Below are 16,740 nucleotides of genomic sequence, written 5' to 3'. Positions count from 1 at the left end.
GATGCAATAGCACTGCATCCGCCGCCCGCCCTGTTCTGGAGAGTCACATGCGCTTCCTGGCACTTTCGTCCTCCGTCACGCTTATCGTTGCAGCGCTCGCCACCAGCGGGTGCCAAAGCACTCCGCCGCCTGCTGAACCTTCAGCGCCTGCGCCCCGGGCGTTGCCGGGCCCCATGACAGCGGCTTCTGCCGGGGTGACGTTGCAGGGGCAGATCACCGCCATCGATACCCGCACCCGCGCGGTGACGGTCACCGGTGCCGACGGAGGCAGCCTGGACTTCATCGCCGGCGCCGACGTGCGCAACTTCAACCAGCTGAAGGTGGGCGACAAGGTCACCCTGGATTACCAGGCCGCCGTCGCCCTGGACCTGCAGCCGGCAGGCAGCGCGCCGGTCGGCGTGACCAGATCGCAGGCCGGTACCGTGCCGATCCGCGGCGCCACGCCGGGCGGGGCGCGTTCGAACACCATCGAGATCGTCACCGAGGTGGCGGCCGTGGACCCGGTTGCCAACACCATTGCGCTGCGAGGGCCGCGCGGCAACACCCAGATCATTGCGGTGGAGCGCGAGGACCTGCGGGCCAAGCTGCCCAGCGTAAAGCGCGGCGACCTGCTCAAAATTTCCTATACCGAAGCCGTCGCGCTGGGCATCCGCCGCGACAGCCCCTGACACAACGGCGGGGGAGGCCCGGGGCAGGTGGGTGTACGCCTGCCCCGGTGGGGCACTTGACGGGTCAGTGGGCAGCCTTGAAGATCGGCGCATTCAGCCTGCATCCAAGGATTGACCATGTCTGGCTTCATCGGTGACCTGTTGGAAGGCATTGTCGATTTCGTGACCGACATCTGGGTGCTTCGCCGGCAGCGCGCCGCGAATGGCCGGGCGGCGAACTCGTGGCGTGAGGATGCGGCGGATACGGCAGTGTTCAATGCCTGGGTGATCGGCCTGTCGATCCTGGCCTTGGCTGTCGGCAGCATCATGGTCTTCGTGCTCAAGCTGCCGCTGTGGATGAGCTTTGGGCCGGTCGTCGCGGTTGGCGTCTACGTGGGCTACCGTTGGATTGCGCTGACGCGCGCTTGATCGCGCACCGTGCGTCGAATGCGTCACGCGTTCGGAATCTCCGCGGCGCACGTCTTTGAATCGGCTAACGCCTCTCATGTGATGTGGTGCCGACGAAAACGAGCCGCACGGCACGGAATTGCGCGAAAGCGGCCCATTCCACGCCACGCTATAGATGGCGCAGATCAAACACGGCTGATCGAAAGATCAATACAACTTCCGCTATGCTCACGCCCGCGACATGGTTGTGGCTCGGAGCGTAAGAACTCCCGTGAAACGATGCCATCAAGACGTGCTATGTCGGGAGGGTGACGAAATAAAACACCTTCGCGGAAATACGTTGCGCCGGTTCACGCGGTTCTTAACCTCCCGACTCCCTCGCCATCCCGGCGGGGGACACTCCCCAACGGAGGTTCCACCATGTCCAGCTATTCCACCGACGCATCCTCCAGTGCAGCCGCCAGTCAAAAGCTCTGGTGGCGCAAGCCCAAGACCGTCATGACCAACGCGCTCCATCACGACGGCCTTGTTACGTTTCCCGGCTGTCCACCCATTCCTTGCCTGAAGCTGCGCGGGCTATGGATTCACGCTCTCGGCATCGAGCCGGGTACCCGGTTGTATGTTGAGACAAAGCCGGGCGTCATCATCCTCTCGGTTGAACAAGCTGGCGCAACCGACATGCCTTCGGTGGCGTATCGAAAGGCTGTGCGCACTCCCGTCCTTCTTGATAAGCGATGAACACTGCCAGCACCGTTCATGGCTGAGACTAGCCGCACATTACAGCGATCTCGCGATCCGAATTGCTACAGGCGAACGTACAATTCTCGGAACGAAGAACCTCGGCTTACACGCCGAAGCAGGGCGAACAATGACAAAGACATCAGGTAGTCCGATCACCCAATCGTCATCTGCGAGTGCAACTGCCCGCAAAGCAAAGCACGCTGCACGCGAAGCGACTGCAACGCCTTCTATGTCAGGTGCCAAAACGCGCGCGGACGCGCCGGCGTCAAGGCGAAAGGCCTCGGCGCCGAAATCCTCACTTGAACTGGCCGGGCCAGTGCGAGGACACACCAGCACGTTCCCCCTGAGAAAATTCCGTGTCTATGGATGCAGCCTGACCAAAGCGCAGCGAATCAGTGCTGTCTTCTCAGTCATGAAGAAGAGATAGCCGGAAGACTATAGCGGCGTGGAGGCACCGCTGCGGTGAGCGGCCCCGCAAAGCGCACGCAGACGCGAGCAGTCGCTCAGCCCCACACCGTTTGCTGTTTTGATCGAGTGACTGACGCCCATCAGGAACATCTCAGCCGGCTATCTCCCCAGCGCAATCGACCAGGTCAGAAATGCGGCCCAGGCCGGAAGGACAAGCAGCGTCCACCCTTCAAGCTCCCGGAACCTGAGGCGGGCGGACACAGCGACCAGGAGCATGAATACTGGACCAAGAACGCCCATCTCGATCAGCAGGTTCCGCCAGAGATAGAAGTTGTCGAACGCCAGCGATCCTGCACTTGGAAGAACGCCGGCCGGGATGCTGACTCCACCATCGAGAGGCCAGAACAGCGGAACAGCGTGAGCACCCACCAGCAGGTCGAGCAGCGGGTGGGACATGCCGGCGGCCAGCAACCATCTGAGCTTGAGGTTCACGGTGACAAACCGCGACAGGGTGAGTTTGACCAAAAGCGTGGCACCTACCGGCACGAGAAGGCTGTGACTGAACCGAGGAGCTGCTTCGTAGTCGAAAAACCAGACAGCGAAGTAGTCCAGATCTGGCCCCACAGCCAAGGCAACGAAAGGAACCGCGGTCCAGCGCGACAAACCGCGTTGCCGCGCGTTGCAGCACAGGTACATTGTGAGTCCTGCCGAGGCATGGGCGGCAATGGAAGACATCGATTCAGTTGTTGGTGATCAGCAGCGAGCTTGACCCGCACGCATGGGCGGCTGATGGTGCCTGTGTGTGGCGGGGGTGAAGTCTGAGCCCAGCGGGGCAGGGGATGAGGAAGGTCTGTCGGTCGGGCCAGTTGTAGAGGCACCGGCAGCTGAACTAGGCTCGCAGCAGATGAGCTTTGCGGCTCGGCTTGAATCCGGGGTTGGTCAGGGGATGAGGATGTTTCGCCGTCAGTTGTTCTATGTCCAGGTGCACCAAGACCACTTCACTGCCCGCGCCGTCGGTGGAGACAGAGCTATTCATCGCCAGTGCTACGCCCTTGGCAATCGAGCGGGTCCGACCAAGGAATTCTCCGCCATCCGGGTTGAGCTCAAAGCAATCTTCTCGGAGCTCAAGACCGGCTTCTCATTCGTCAGGCCGTGGGCGCTTCTCCACTTTGATCCGGTCGAGTACCCGATCACTAAGGAAGGGCTCGCTGCGTTCCAAACTGCCGCCATGCGCAGTGGGGTTAGCTTCTGCTGGCTGTCGACGTGGGCGCAGCCTCATGAAGACAAAGAATTGTTGGATATGTTGAAGTAGGATCCGGCCCAACGGGCGTGAACCGGAGGATAGGTCCGGGAATGCGTTCAAGCTGATGCAGCTACGCGGAACTGGGTCAGCCAGATCTGCTGCAGTTTGGGACAGGGATGACGAACGGCTCGGCAGCCAGGAACGGCTCCAGTGATGCCATGAAGCGAGCGTGCGCTACCCTAGCGCACGCGAACTGGCGCCCAAGTTGCGGGTCTTCATCGACTGGCTGGTGGAGCGTATTGGGCCTGAGCCCTATTGGGACCGGGGGTTGTTACGTTGATGTCGCCTGAGTAACGGCTTGAGATTGGCACTTGGAGCGGGTGATCTGCCCTCGCTTGTTGGCCGGTCGCAGCTGCTCTAAGATCGGGCATCGGCCGGGGGGATCCTGCCGTAGCGTGTTTCCTTGGTAGTTCATGAGAGTCGACGCCGCGTCGCGGCTCGTCCTGTTTCAGTAACTTGACCGCGCAGGGGAAGTCGATGGAATTGATCGGTTTCGCTATCGTCCTTTTCGTATGCCTGGGTATTGGCAAGGTCATCAACATGATGGCGCGCCGATTGGTGTTCAACGGCGCAGGCCTCTACCTTGCACTGTTTGCAGCCTTCGCAATCTGGAACATCTACCTGTCGTGGAATTCCACCCTCGATTCATTCCAGATGGGATACGCCCTCGGTCGCAACATCACGCCACCGCTCATCATCGCCTTGGTTGCTACTTACTTCTTTTTCAAGTTCAGGACAGAAAAGGCGCATCAACTTCGTGTCCAGAAGCTGCGCCAGAGCAGGGCAGAGCTGAGTGTGAACCCGGACAACTGAGTCAGGCAGTCGTTGACGCCAATTATCCAAGGGCAAGGAAAAACATTGGCAAACCACACATACCGCTTGCTTCCCGTCGCCGCTCTCGGCTTGGCTGTCATCGCGGCCGCCGCGCACCTTGGTTGGGAATACACTCACGACGGCATCCGCAGCCACCATTTACTTAACCGAGCTGACCTGCCGACGATTTCCAGTGCATGGGGCCTGCTGGTGTTGCCTGTACTGGGCTGGCTCGCCGGCAGCGTCGTCGCGCGCAGGGCGTCGGCGGCACCTTCGGCGGCACGGAAGGCGCTGGCAGGCTTGCTTGGCGCGCTGGCTGCAGGTTCCGCGCTGTCGGTGGCTTTCGTCGCCGGCAGCGAGTCGGCCGCGGGAGCGGTGTTCCTGGGCGTGTTGCTCTCTGGACTGGTGTTTCCCACTTATCGGGCCGAGTACCTGTTCGGCTTCGTGCTGGGTATGACCTTCGTCTTCGGTTCCATTCTGCCCACGCTGTTCGGGCTGCTGGCAGTTGCCATCTCCGCCGCTGCACACCTGCTGCTGTGGCCAGCGGGAATGTGGGTTTTGCGCCGCGCCCGCAGTCAATGAAGTGAACAGCATTGCGGAGCGGCCAGTCAGGCCGCTCCCTGGTGATGCACTTCCGCTTCAGGCCGCCTGCGCGGCCTTGGCGTTGCCCCCGGACTTGGCGATCATCGTCAGCTTCTCGTCGGTTGCCTTTTCTTCCGCAAGGGTTTCCAGCAGCAGCGGCAGCGCGTCCTTATACCCAAGCTGCTTGGCGAGCGCGGCGATCGTGCCATAGGACGCGATCTCGTAGTGCTCAACCTTCTGGGCGCCGCCGATCAGGGCGGCATCGCGCACGGGGCCTTCCTCGATGCTGTCGATGGCCTCCTTGCCTTCCTCCACCAGCCCTTCCATGGCAGCGCACTTGATGCGCTTGAGCCGGATGCCGAGCAGTTCCACCACCTTGTCGATGCGCTCGATCTGGCCCTGGGTTTCCTCCAGGTGGGTTTCGAACGCGGCCGCCAGGTCCGGATTCGTCGCTGCACGGGCCAAGCGCGGCAATGCCTTGGTGAGCTGCTTTTCGGCGCTGCAGATGTCCGACAGCTCGTGGATGAACAGGTCTTCTGCGGTCTTGATCGCCATTAGGGTGCTCCGGGTGGGTGCTGAGTGAAGCACCGAACCTATGCCCCTTCCCGTGAGCTCCGCGCGCAGGCCTGTGAAGTGTTCTACACAGCCCGCTGCGCGTCACTGTTCGGGCGGCGGGCTGTCGCCCCGTTCATGCCACGGCGGAAGCTCCAGCGCGTGGCCCTTGAGCATGGCTTTAATGCGCGCGCACATCTCGCTCCTTTCCGTGTCCGCACATTGGTCGAGAATCTCCGCTGCAAGCTGTTCAAACTGCGGCCAGAACTGCGCCGGATGGCGCGTGTGCGCCAACCATTGCGCCAGCATCTCATCCAGCGCATCCAGCCGTTCCTGGATCTCGGGTCGCAGGCTCATCCCGGCGGCGCCTCCATTTCAAGCGCCACACGGTAGTGGTGACCATCGTCGCGGAGCTGGACGGTCAGGTCCGGCTGCAGCACGTCATCCACATGCAGGGTGGGCTGCCCCCGCGCAGTTCGGGTCACCACGAACTCGTAGCGGCTGCGGCCGAACCGGTAGCTCAGTTCGAACGACGGCCAGTGGTCAGGAAGGCACGGTGCAAGCGACAGCCGGTCGCCCTGGCGGCGGATGCCGAGCAGGGATTCGACCAGCAGGCGATACATCCAACCGGCCGAACCGGTGTACCAGGTCCATCCGCCTCGGCCCACGTGCGGCGATACCGCGTACACATCGGCCGCCAACACATAGGGTTCAACGCGGTAGGTCTGGACCGCTTCCGGGTCCAGTGCGTGGTTCAAGGGGTTGATCATGCCAGCCAACTCCCAGGCTCGGGCCGCATCGCCCTGGTGTGCAAAGGCCATCGCTGCCCACACGGCTGCGTGGGTGTACTGGCCACCGTTCTCGCGCACGCCGGGTACGTAACCCCGAATGTAGCCCGGGTCTTCCGACGTCTTGTCGAAGGGCGGGTCCAGCAGCTGGATCAGCTGGGCGTCCTTTCGCACCAGGTGCGTATACAGCGAATCCAGCGCCTGCTGGGCACGCTCGGGCGCGGCAACGCCGGAGAGCACCGACCAGCTTTGGGAGATCGAATCGATACGGCATTCCTCGCTCTGTTTCGAGCCCAACGGCGTGCCGTTGTCGAACCAGGCGCGGCGATACCATTCCCCGTCCCAGGCATGCTGTTCGAGGTTCTGGCGCAGGGTGTCGGCCTGCTCCTGGCACCAGTGCGCACGATGTTCATCGCCACGCGCATTGGCCAGGGCGATGAAGCGGCGCAGCGTGTCATGCAGGAAGAAGCCCAGCCACACGCTCTCGCCGCGCTGCTGGTCGCCGACCCGGTTCATGCCGTCGTTCCAGTCGCCGCTGCCCATCAAGGGAATACCGCGTTCGCCGAGCAACCGGCAACCGCGCTCGAGCGCGAGCACGCAATGCGCATACATCGTGCCACGCAGTGCCGAAGGGGTCGGCATGTCGTAGTAGCTTTCCTCTTCCAGTGTGACTGCGCGGCCTTCGATGAAGCCGACCATTTCGTCCAGCACGGTGGCGTCGCCGGTGACCTCCAGATAGCGGCATGCGCCCTGGGGTAGCCAGAGATAGTCGTCCGAGCACCGGGTGCGCACGCCACGCCCCTGCGGCGGGTGCCACCAGTGCATCACATCGCCTTCGGCGAACTGGTGGGCAGCGCACAGCAACAGGTGTTCGCGGGCCAGATCCGGCCGGGCGTGGATGAGTGCGAGCACATCCTGCAGCTGGTCACGGAAACCAAACGCGCCGCCGGACTGGTAGTAGCCACTGCGCGCCAGATAGCGGCTGCCCAGGGTCTGGTAGACCAGCCAGCCATTGGCCAGCGCGTCCAGCGCCGGGTCCGGGGTGCGCACCTGCACGCTGGCCAGCACGTGGCGCCAGTGGATGCGTACGGCGTCCAGCGCATCGTTGGCCTCGTGGGCGCCCTGGCGGCCACGCACCAGCGCGAGCGTTTCGTCGCGGTCGCGGCCGGCGCCCAGGCGGAACGTGGTTTCACTGCGCTCGCCCGGCGCCAGTTCCAGCGGCACCTGCAGCGCCGCGCAGGGGTCCAGCCCGGCGCCGGAACGCCCACCCAGGCGCTCGCGACGCAGCGCCGCCGGTGCATGCAGGCCACCGTTGCGGCCGATGAACTCCAGGCGGTCGCAGGTCCAGCCGCAGCCCTCCGCATCGGTATCGAAGAAGGCCATGCGGCCGCCGAAATCGGTGCTGTAGGTGTTGCGCGCCAGCAGCGCGCCGGTCTGCGGGTCGCGTTCGGTGACCACGTGCATGCGCGACTTCGCGCGCAGGTCACCCATCACCCATTCCACATAACCGATGGCCGACAGCCGCCTCGGCCTGCCCGAGAGGTTGTGCAGCCGCAGCACTGAGTACTTCAGCGGCGCGGCGACGTCGACGAACACCCACAGCTCGCTGACGATGCCGTCCTCGAAGTGTTCGTACACCGTGTAGCCGAATCCGTGACGCGTACGGTACGCCCCGGTGCCCCGGCGCGGCAGCGGCATCGGCGACCAGACGCGGCCGGTATCCTCGTCGCGCACGTAGAAGGCTTCGCCGCCGGTGTCGGACACCGGGTCATTGAGCCAAGGCGTCAAACGGAATTCGTGCGCGTTCTCGAACCAGGTGTAGCCCGGCGCGCTCTCGCTGACCACCGTGCCCAGGCGGGCATTGGCGATCACGTTGGCCCACGGTGCCGGGGTCGGCGCGCCTTCGCGCAGCACCACCACGTATTCGCGGCCGTCCTCGCTGAAGCTGCCGGTGCCGTTGTCGAACTGGCCGGCGCCACGGTAGGGCAGGAACGGCCACGGGTCGTCCATGTCTTCGTCGTGCGCCGGGGGCGGGGGCAGGCCGGGCTCTGGACCCGGCTCGGCGATGATGGGCAACCCTGTCGTCTGCTCCATCGAGAGTGCCAGTTCCTCCTGCACCGCCTGCGGCACCAACGCCGGAATCCGTTTCGCGGGGGTGGCTTGGCGCCCCACCTGCGCCACCAGGGTGCCATCCTCGTCACTGATCACCGCACGCGCTACGGCCTGCAACAGGATGCGGTCTTCGTGGGTCATGTTCTGCACCGGCCGCACGAAAATGCCGCCGGGGCGATCAAGCAGGCCTGTCTCCGAACTGGCGGCCACCATGCCCAGGATCTGGTCTTGCAGCTCCTGCCGGTAGCCGGCCTTGCTGTCGTTCCAGATCACCAGGTCGGTGTTGAGGCCCTTCTGGCGCCAATAGGCATGCGCCTGCACCAGCTGCCGGACCAGCTCCACGTTCTCTGCGTCGGTAACCTTGAGCAGCACGATGGGCAGGTCGCCCGAGATGGCATGGCCCCACAGCCCGGATTGTCCGCGCTGGTTCTGCTGGAGCACGCTTGCGCCCGCGCGCAGCAGTGGATTGGCATACAGCACGTGGCTGGCCAGGCGCTCATAGAGCTGCGCCTCGGCCTGGGTGGCATTGATCTGCCGGCGTACCACCTGGCTGTGTGTCCAGGCCAGGTCGAAGACGCGGTCGGCCAGACGGCGGTCACGGTATTTGTCCAGCAAGGCCTCGCAACCGGGACGGTCGGCACCGATGCCATAGACCATGTCCAGCTGCACGGTCTGCTCAGGCTCCAGCACCACGCGCACACGGATGGCCACGATCGGGTCGAGCACCGAGCCGTCCGAACCGGAGAGGTCGGTGTCGGTGGTCAATGCCTGCGGCGTGCGCGGCGTGTTGCCGCGCCCGAGGAAGCGCGCCCGGTCGGTTTCGTAGGAGATCGACGCCACGTCGGCGTCATGCACGGCGACCAGATGGAACATCCACGGTGGCACTTCGTCGTGCGAGCGCGGCCGCCGCGTGCACAGTACGGCCTGCTTGGCGGCCACGATCTCGCTCTGCACGAACAGGTTGCTGAAGGCCGGGTGCGCATCGTCCGCAGCCGCCGGTGCCAGCACCACTTCGGCATAGGTGGTGATTTCCACGGTGCGCGTGCGACGGCTGCGGTTGGTCAGGCGCAGGCGCCGGAGTTCGATGTCGTCCTCGGCGGAGATGGCCACCTGCAGGTGGCTCTCGCAGCCATGCAGCGCGCCACGGAATTCGGCCTTGGCGTCGGTAAAGATGGCCTCGTAGTTGTCCAGCGGCACGCAGGTGGGCTGGTAGGCGGCCGACCAGAAGTCGCCGCTGTCCACGTCGCGCAGGTAGCAGAACGTGCCCCAGGCATCGGTGGTACCGTCCTCGCGCCAGCGCGTGAGCGACAGGTCGCCGTGGCGGCTGTAGCCGCCGCCGGCATGGGTGAGCATGCCGTGGTAGCGACCGTTGGACAGCAGCTGCACTTCGGGGCGCGGTCCGCCAGGTTTGCGCAGCACGCGCAGTGCAGTCTCGTGGTGCGCCATGTCGGCGTGCTCGCCCAGCGCTTCGACCTCATGCGGATGGAACACGCCGATGCGCGGGATGCGCTCCTGCAGCAGCAGCAGCGTGGCCTGGAACTCGACATCGGCCACGAAGCGGCGCTGCATCGGCTGGTCGCGCAACAGGTAATCCAGCGACAGCAGGCCCATGCCCTGGTGGTGGGCCATGAACGAACGCAGCAGCACGTGGTCGTGCCCCGGCGGCACCCGGGCGGGGGTGTAGTCGATCGCTTCGTACATGCCGAAGCGCCCGGCGAAGCCCAATCCTTCCAGCGCCTGCAGGTTCTGGCAGGCTGCTTCCGGCGCCACCATCAGCGCCATCATGCTTGCGTAGGGCGCGATGACCCGATCCTGGCCCAGGCCGCGCTTGAGCCCCAACCCCGGCACGCCGAACGCGCGGTACTGGTAGTTCAGGCGCGCATCCACGGCGTTGTAGCCGGACTCGGACACGCCCCATGGCAGGTTCAGGCTGCGGCCGTAGACGATCTGCGCTTCCACCGCGTGCCGCGCGGTCTGGTCGAGCAGGGTGTCCGGGTAGCTGGGCATCACCAGCTGCGGCATGAGGTACTCGAACATCGAGCCACTCCACGACAGCAGCGTCGGCGTGCCGTTGACCTCGGTAAGCAGGCGGCCAAGGGCGAACCAGCTCTCCTGCGTCAGCTCCCCCTGGGCGATGGCCACGAAGGCGCACAGCCGTGCTTCGGAAGCCAGCAGGTCGTAGAAGCTGTTGTCCAGGCGGTGGTCGTCTACGTTGTAGCCGATGGAGAGCAGTTTGCGGGAGCGATAGAACAGGAACCCGTATTCCATCAGCGAGAACTGCCCGGCGCGGTGGGCCAGGTCCTGCAGCTGCTCGATGCGTGCGCGTGCGTCCGCACCGGCCTTGCCGGGCAGGGCGGCCAGCTGGCGCAGGCTGGGTACGGGCGCATCGGCATCCGCACTGGCATCGACCGGGATATCGGCGAGCGCCGCACAGGCGGCATGGCATTCGGCAGCGAACAGTGCCGGCCAGTGCAGGTCACCGTCCTGCGGCGATACCGGTGCCGGCCACTGCGCCAGCACGGTGTCAGCCAAACCGGCCAGCTCCTGCAGGCGGGCGAGTGCTTCGGCAGCACCGCGCGGCAGGTCGGCCCGCGTTGCCACCAGGCGCTGGCGCAGGTGGTTGAGCGCTTCGGCCAGCGGTGCGTCACCGGCGCGAAGGCGCTGCCGCTCCTCGTCCAGCACGCCGAGGGTATCGGCCAGGCCATCGAACGTGTGTGGCGCCAGTACCGGCGCGTCCACCAGTGCGAGCAGCCCCTGGCGCAGGGTAAGCAGGTGCCCGGCCAGGTTGCCGCTGTCCACGGTGGAGACGTAACGCGGCGGCAGCGGCGCCAAGGTTTCGGTGTCGTACCAGTTCAGGAAGTGGCCGCGATGACGCGGCAGCTGGTCCAGCGTGCCGAACGTGAGCGCCGTGCGTTCAGCGACCGCGGCCTGCTGCAGGTAACCGAAGTCCCACGCCGACAGGTTGGCCAGCAAGGACAGGCCGATGTTGGTCGGCGAGGTGCGGCGCGCGACCACCAGCGCCGGATGCTCCTGGATGTTGTCCGGCGGCAGCCAGTGATCCTGTTCGCGCACCCAGGCCTGGAAGAACGACCAGGTGCGCCGTGCCAGCCGACCAAGGAACGCCCGCTGCGTGCCGGACAATTCGGCGAGGATCTCGGCCGGCGGCCGGCCCAGCCACGCCATCAACGCGGGCGCGAAAGTCCACGCCAACAGGAAGGGCAGGGCGAGTGGCAGCGCCTGCGGACGCAGGACGGCTACTACCGCCACCAGCGCAAGCGCCAGCAACGATCCGGGCGCCATCACCCGCCATTCCGCGCCACGGTCGCCGCCCAGGCGGCGCTCGACTTCGCTGGAGGGATTCCACTGCAGCAGATGGCGGCGTGTGATGGCCATGCGCCACAGCGTGCGCAGCACCGCGCCGCCAGCCAGCAGTGCTTCGTAGGGCAGGCAGGCAATCTGCGTGGCAGCGCGCAGCAACGACTGCAGCGTGCCGCGCCCGACCTTGATGTAATGCGCTTCCAGCGGCGTGTCGTCCGGCACGCTCAGGGCATCGCGCAGCATGCCGATCAGCGGCGGCGCGAACCACAGGGCCAGTACCCACGCGGTCCATGCGGCCGGGTTTTCGGCGTACAGCCAACCTGCCACCAGCAGGACCAGCGCGGCGGGGGGCACCAGGCTACGGCGCAGGTTGTCCAGCAACTTGCCGCGCGACAGCAGGCTGAGCCGGTTGCGTTCCCAGCCTGATCCCGGGCGCGGGGTCCACGGCATCAGCCAGGGCAACAGCTGCCAGTCGCCCCGGATCCAGCGCGCACGGCGCTTGGCATCGGCGGCGTAGCGTTCGGGATAGTCCTCGTACAGGCGCACGTCGCTGACCAGGCCTGCACGGGCATAGCAGCCTTCCAGCAGGTCGTGGCTGAGGATGCGGTTCTCGGGCAGGCGGCCCTCCAGTGCATGCTCGAAGGCGTCTACGTCATAGATGCCCTTGCCCACGAACGAGCCTTCGTCGAACAGGTCCTGGTAGACGTCCGAGACCATGCGCGTATACGGATCGATGCCCGGTTCGCTGCCGAACATCCGCGCAAACCGCGAGGTGCGGCGCCGGCCCAGGCTGGTGCCCACGCTGGGCTGCAGGATGCCGTAACCCTCCACCACGCGTTGCAGCGCTGGATCGAAGCGCGGCCGGTTGAGCGGGTGGGCCAGGGTGGCGACGAACGCACGCGCCGCATCGCGCGGCAGCTGCGTATCCGAATCCAGGGTGATGACATAGCGGACGCCGCGCAGGACCTCCGCGTCACCGACGATGCACATGAACGCGCTTCCATCGCCATGGCGGAGCAGGGCATTGAGCGCGGCCAGCTTGCCGCGCTTGCGCTCGTGCCCCATCCACACCCCTTCACTGGGGTTCCATTGCCGGGGCCGATGCAGCAGGTAGAAGCGATCGCCACGTTCGGACGCGTAACGCTGGTTCAACCCCTCGATGCGCAGCACCGCGTGCGCAAGCAGGGCGTCGTCGGTCGGCAACTGCGCTTCCGCGGCGTCGAGGAAGTCGGTCAGCAGCACGAAGCGCAGCTGGGGATCGCGGTTGGCCAGGAAGCGGACCTCCAGCGCTTCGACCAGGACGTCGATGCCGTCGGTGCTGGACAGCATCGACGGTACCGCGACCACGGTAGCGCAGGCCGCAGGAATGCCCTCGCTGAAATCCAGCTTGGGCAACGGCTTGGGAGCAACCAGCACGGTCGCGGTCCAGTTCACCAGCACGATACCCAGCTCGCTGAACACCAGCAGCCCGAGCAGGGCAGCCAGCCAGGTGGGAACCTCGCCACTGCCGGTGGCCAGCAGGCCCCAGGTGGCCAGCACCGCGAGCAGGGTGATCGGCAGCAGGTACAGCGCAAGTGGCACGCGGTGCGCCAGTCGCCGCGCCTTGCGGTGGCGTGGCGCGGCGTCGGCCACCGCGTCAACGGTGGCATGCAGGCCTTCGCCGACCAGCCAGTAGCCCACATGCGTGCGTGGCCCGTCGGGCGGGGTAGCGGCCCGTGCCAGGTCCAGCGCGATGGTCGCAACGCGTTCTTCGGCGATGCGGCTGCCCCGGGCGATCTTCTCCACCACGTGGCGGTAGGCGTCGCGGGTACCGAAGTCCATCTGCGGATACACGGCCATCGGGTCTTCGCGCAGCCGCTGCTCGACCACGCTCATGTCTTCGACAAAGGTGCGCCAATCCATGGTGGACAGGAATCGCAGGCTGCCGATGCTGTTGCTGATGGACACCTGGTCGGACGCCTGCTGCTGCCCCTCGGCGGCCACCAGCTCCTCGATGCGCTGCCCGGATGCCGCTGCCCACTGTTCCAGCCAGGCGATGGGCATGGCCCACGCGCCGCCGCGGCCCTGCAACGAACGGGTCAGCTCGGCGATGAACGCGCCGGTCAACGGCGGCTCGGAGCGCGCCATGTCGGCCACCACCAGCACCACATCGGTGGGGGTGTCGGAGGCCGCGCGATTGAGGTCATCCGCCCATTGCGAGGCCAGCCGCCGGTCTTCCCCGTCGCGCATCACCCGCGCGGCCATGCGCCGCAGGTTCTCCAGCAGGGCCAGGCGCAGCATGATCGGAACCGCCCACAATTCGCCCAGGCTCAGCGGCGCTAGCGACTGGTAGGAAGCGATGAAGCGGCCCAGCGTATCGCCGTCTATCCGCCCATCACCGTGTGCGATCGCCTGCATCGACAGTTCATACACCCGCGGCAACCCGGCCGAAGGGCCGGTGGCGAGCGACGGCAACTGCCGGCTGTAGCCGCGCGGCAGGTGGCGCCGCGCAGTCTGGATCTGTTCTTCGACCAGGTAATAGTTGTCGAGCAGCCATTCCCCCGCCGGGGTGACCGGGCGCTGTTCGCGCACCACGCTGCTGAGCAGGGTGTTGGCATCCTGCAGGACACGTTCGTTGGCCTGCAGACGTTCCAGCAGGCGCTCCGGGCTGGGCCGCATCCGCACGCGGTGCTGGCGCGCAAGCGCGCGGCCGTAGACCTCCATCTGTTCAACGCTGTAGAGCGCGGCCCGCAGCGGGCCCTCGGTGGCTTCAATGGCCGGGGCCGAGGCCTGGCGCTCACGCCAGCGCCAACGAACAAGCCGCCGCAGGCGAAGCCAACGGCCAAAAAGACGGCGAAGGTGGGGCATAGGATACCGGGGAGGGGGAGGCAGGTTGCGCCTTGCATCGTTGCATTTGGGGGGACGTGCACGCTGTGAAGGTCATATATGCCTCCCATGCATTAGTCATATGCCACTCCTGCGCTTTTTCCATCAATCCCCTGCACTTGGATTCTCCTGACCCCTTGTCAGGGAGTGGTCTATGCAGACACACACGATCCGCCGCAATGCGGTCGCTGGCCCGAAATGCCGGTTACGGGTGCTTTGTCGGTCGGGCAGCAGGCGGTTCCGCTGATCGCCGCTGCTTCGGCTACCGGCAGCCTCCCGCAGCCGCGCTTTTGCCAAGGTAGCCCGCTACGGGCGACCTACGGGATTCTCGTTGCGGATGCCGTGGCGTTCTTCTTTGCCTTGGCCAGTCTGAGTGGGTGATCAAACGGACCCCAACAAGCATCATGCAGGCTTCTTCTCGAAGCCTGAAGGGGAAGACCGTCCCGCTTGTTGCCGAAACCGGGCCACCCTATGATCACCGTGTAGCCTGGGCCCGGAATCTGTAAATCCGACACATTGGAGGTGAACGATGAAGGCTGTGACCGCTGTCCTGTCGCTTTGCTGCGCATCTCTTTCCGTATCCGCTGCCACACCCGCATCCGTACAGTTCACGGCCGTAGTACAGCAGGATGCCTTGGCCCCTGTCGCACTGGATCTCAAGCTACCATCCAGGCAAGCTGCATCCGTTCAACTCTCCAGCGGCTTCAATCTCGAGCTCACAACGCCTGGAAACCCTGCCAGTCCAGATGGGGCCCGCATCAGGCTGCTGTCGTCCAAGGGAGAGGTCATGCACACGGCTCGCGTACCGGATGCTGGCCTCGCCAGCGTTTCCTTCGCTTACCAGGTCTGCGCGGGTAGTGTCACCTACATGTCCCCGGCGCCAGCCGTTGTGCCTGCCTGCAGGGTGTCAGCCCGGCTCACTCGCTGACTGACTCTGGGCGGGCTGGTCCTCTTTCAGCGACAACGGCCGCGCCATGTCTCTCATCCAGCCCCAGAGGATGTAAAAAATGGGGCTGGTGCTGAGAAACCCGATGGACAGCAGCACAACGCCATAGTTGAACAGCCGCTGCGGGTCGCACTCCAGCGGTCCGCTATTGCCCTTGCCCATCCGGACACAGCCGTGTTCCGGATAGGCAACGGCGTAGGCGCCCCAGACGAACAGGCCGGCCAACAGGGCGAACAGCAACATCACGCCCAGCTCTGCATCCCTGTTCCCCAGCCGCTCCCACCGCTGCGCCAGCCGCAGGTTCAACATGGGGCACCGGAGAGCTGCTGCTCCTGCCGCAGCCAGTGGCAGAATGCTTCCACCTCGGGGCGCTGTTGGGAGACGTCACGGCGTATCAGCCAGAACGCGTACGCATTCTCCAGGCGCACGCCAAGCTGCTTCATCAACCGGCCTTGACGAAGGTCTTCGTCCACGAGGGGAGCGAGGCCCAACGCAACACCGTGGCCTGAAACTGCAGCTTCCTGCGCAAGATAGATGCTGGCGAAGACCGGGCCCGACGCGGCGTTCACGTTTGTGGCGCCTGCCGCCGCCAACCAATCCGACCACGCAGGAACCCCAGCGCGGCCTGTTGCACCCTCATCGTGCAGCAGTGTGTAGTGGCGCAGATCGTCAGGGTGCTCCAATCCGTGCGGGTTGGCGCCCAGCAGTGTGGGCGAGCATACGGGGAATGCAGGCGCCTGCATCAGTACTTCGGCACGGACGCCAGCGTAGTTGCCCGCTCCATAGCGGATGCCCACATCGAATCCACCGCGCAGAAAGTCCGCGTGCTCGTCGCTGGTGTCGATCCGCACCCGTACGTCCGGGAATGCGTGCTGGAAACGGTGCAGCCGGGGCACCAGCCACTTTGCCGCGAACGATTCCATGGTGGTCACCCTCAGCTCGGACGGCGCTCGCTTGCGGGCGCGATCCAACGCCACGTCCAGCTGCCCCAACAGGTCGCCCACGGTGGCCGCCAGGGCCGCGCCCTCCGGCGTCAGCATCACGGAGCGATGGTTGCGCTGGAACAGGCTCACGCCAAGGTGTTCTTCCAGATGCTTTACCTGGTGGCTGACGGCCGCGGGGGTGACGAACAACTCACTGGCCGCGCCGTTGAAGCTCAGGTGGCGCGCCGCCGCTTCAAACGTACGCAGGGCATTGAGCGGGGCGGCGGGTCGAGTTTTCACAGGCGCCTGGCAGAGCGGAGTCGTCCGCATCGTA

At 65.5% G+C, this 16,740-nt stretch carries 12 protein-coding genes; 6 read left to right on the top strand and 6 right to left on the bottom strand.

What is annotated here, in order from left to right; genetic code table 11:
* Positions 1–173 precede the first annotated feature (173 nt).
* The 3 genes from BAY15_RS10520 (at position 174) to BAY15_RS19200 (ending at position 1,793) form a co-directional block, all read left to right on the top strand.
* Positions 174–668 (top strand): hypothetical protein, encoded by a 495-nt coding sequence (locus tag BAY15_RS10520; protein WP_157771735.1) that lies wholly within the window; start codon positions 174–176, stop codon positions 666–668.
* Positions 669–785: 117 nt separating this feature from the next.
* Entirely contained in the window at positions 786–1,076 is a 291-nt protein-coding gene (locus BAY15_RS10515; protein ID WP_068852178.1) for a hypothetical protein, read from the top strand.
* A gap of 399 nt (positions 1,077–1,475) precedes the next feature.
* Positions 1,476–1,793 (top strand): hypothetical protein, encoded by a 318-nt coding sequence (locus BAY15_RS19200; RefSeq protein WP_157771734.1) that lies wholly within the window; start codon positions 1,476–1,478, stop codon positions 1,791–1,793.
* Positions 1,794–2,363: 570 nt separating this feature from the next.
* Here the strand turns inward: BAY15_RS19200 and BAY15_RS10510 are convergent.
* Positions 2,364–2,939 (bottom strand): metal-dependent hydrolase, encoded by a 576-nt coding sequence (locus BAY15_RS10510; RefSeq protein WP_083214145.1) that lies wholly within the window; start codon positions 2,937–2,939, stop codon positions 2,364–2,366.
* Positions 2,940–3,015: 76 nt separating this feature from the next.
* On the opposite strand from BAY15_RS10510, the gene BAY15_RS10505 reads away from it, so the two are divergent.
* The 3 genes from BAY15_RS10505 (at position 3,016) to BAY15_RS19440 (ending at position 4,902) form a co-directional block, all read left to right on the top strand.
* Positions 3,016–3,516: a hypothetical protein gene (locus BAY15_RS10505; RefSeq protein WP_237334245.1), complete on the top strand. Its 501-nt coding sequence runs from the start codon at positions 3,016–3,018 to the stop codon at positions 3,514–3,516.
* Between the two features lie 468 nt (positions 3,517–3,984).
* Positions 3,985–4,320, top strand: a complete 336-nt coding sequence (locus BAY15_RS10500) for a hypothetical protein (RefSeq protein ID WP_157771733.1) — start codon at positions 3,985–3,987, stop codon at positions 4,318–4,320.
* Between the two features lie 45 nt (positions 4,321–4,365).
* On the top strand, positions 4,366–4,902 hold the full coding sequence (locus tag BAY15_RS19440; RefSeq protein WP_068852167.1) for a hypothetical protein: 537 nt from the start codon (positions 4,366–4,368) through the stop codon (positions 4,900–4,902).
* A gap of 57 nt (positions 4,903–4,959) precedes the next feature.
* Here the strand turns inward: BAY15_RS19440 and BAY15_RS10490 are convergent, their stop codons facing one another.
* From BAY15_RS10490 to gcvA, 5 genes are all read right to left on the bottom strand, one after another.
* The gene (locus BAY15_RS10490) at positions 4,960–5,457 is read right to left on the bottom strand and encodes a ferritin-like domain-containing protein (RefSeq protein ID WP_068852164.1); all 498 of its coding nucleotides are present in this window, start codon (positions 5,455–5,457) and stop codon (positions 4,960–4,962) included.
* Positions 5,458–5,559: 102 nt separating this feature from the next.
* On the bottom strand, positions 5,560–5,811 hold the full coding sequence (locus tag BAY15_RS10485) for a hypothetical protein (RefSeq protein ID WP_068852161.1): 252 nt from the start codon (positions 5,809–5,811) through the stop codon (positions 5,560–5,562).
* Entirely contained in the window at positions 5,808–14,519 is an 8,712-nt protein-coding gene (locus tag BAY15_RS10480) for a glycoside hydrolase family 94 protein (protein ID WP_083214144.1), read from the bottom strand. Before BAY15_RS10480 ends, BAY15_RS10485 begins: the two co-directional genes overlap by 4 nt.
* A 925-nt stretch (positions 14,520–15,444) precedes the next feature.
* A complete protein-coding gene (locus BAY15_RS10475; RefSeq protein WP_068852156.1) occupies positions 15,445–15,792 on the bottom strand; it encodes a hypothetical protein in 348 nt (115 codons plus the stop codon).
* Complete coding sequence (gene gcvA, locus BAY15_RS10470) at positions 15,786–16,706, bottom strand: transcriptional regulator GcvA (protein WP_157771732.1); 921 nt, start codon at positions 16,704–16,706, stop codon at positions 15,786–15,788. The genes BAY15_RS10475 and gcvA overlap by 7 nt, the downstream gene beginning before the upstream one ends.
* Positions 16,707–16,740 lie beyond the last annotated feature (34 nt).

It is taken from the genome of Stenotrophomonas rhizophila (assembly GCF_001704155.1).
GTDB lineage: Bacteria > Pseudomonadota > Gammaproteobacteria > Xanthomonadales > Xanthomonadaceae > Stenotrophomonas > Stenotrophomonas rhizophila_A.
This window is presented reverse-complemented; position numbering and strand designations above follow the sequence as displayed.

Excerpts from the sequence above, each read along its gene's own strand:
- BAY15_RS10515 (WP_068852178.1), top strand. The coding sequence starts at position 786 with ATGTCTGGCTTCATCGGTGACCTGTTGGAAGGCATTGTCGATTTCGTG.
- BAY15_RS10475 (WP_068852156.1), bottom strand. The coding sequence starts at position 15,792 with ATGTTGAACCTGCGGCTGGCGCAGCGGTGGGAGCGGCTGGGGAACAGG.
- BAY15_RS10500 (WP_157771733.1), top strand. The coding sequence starts at position 3,985 with ATGGAATTGATCGGTTTCGCTATCGTCCTTTTCGTATGCCTGGGTATT.
- BAY15_RS10490 (WP_068852164.1), bottom strand. The coding sequence starts at position 5,457 with ATGGCGATCAAGACCGCAGAAGACCTGTTCATCCACGAGCTGTCGGAC.
- BAY15_RS10480 (WP_083214144.1), bottom strand. The coding sequence starts at position 14,519 with ATGCCCCACCTTCGCCGTCTTTTTGGCCGTTGGCTTCGCCTGCGGCGG.
- BAY15_RS10520 (WP_157771735.1), top strand. The coding sequence starts at position 174 with ATGACAGCGGCTTCTGCCGGGGTGACGTTGCAGGGGCAGATCACCGCC.
- BAY15_RS19200 (WP_157771734.1), top strand. The coding sequence starts at position 1,476 with ATGTCCAGCTATTCCACCGACGCATCCTCCAGTGCAGCCGCCAGTCAA.
- BAY15_RS10510 (WP_083214145.1), bottom strand. The coding sequence starts at position 2,939 with ATGTCTTCCATTGCCGCCCATGCCTCGGCAGGACTCACAATGTACCTG.
- BAY15_RS10485 (WP_068852161.1), bottom strand. The coding sequence starts at position 5,811 with ATGAGCCTGCGACCCGAGATCCAGGAACGGCTGGATGCGCTGGATGAG.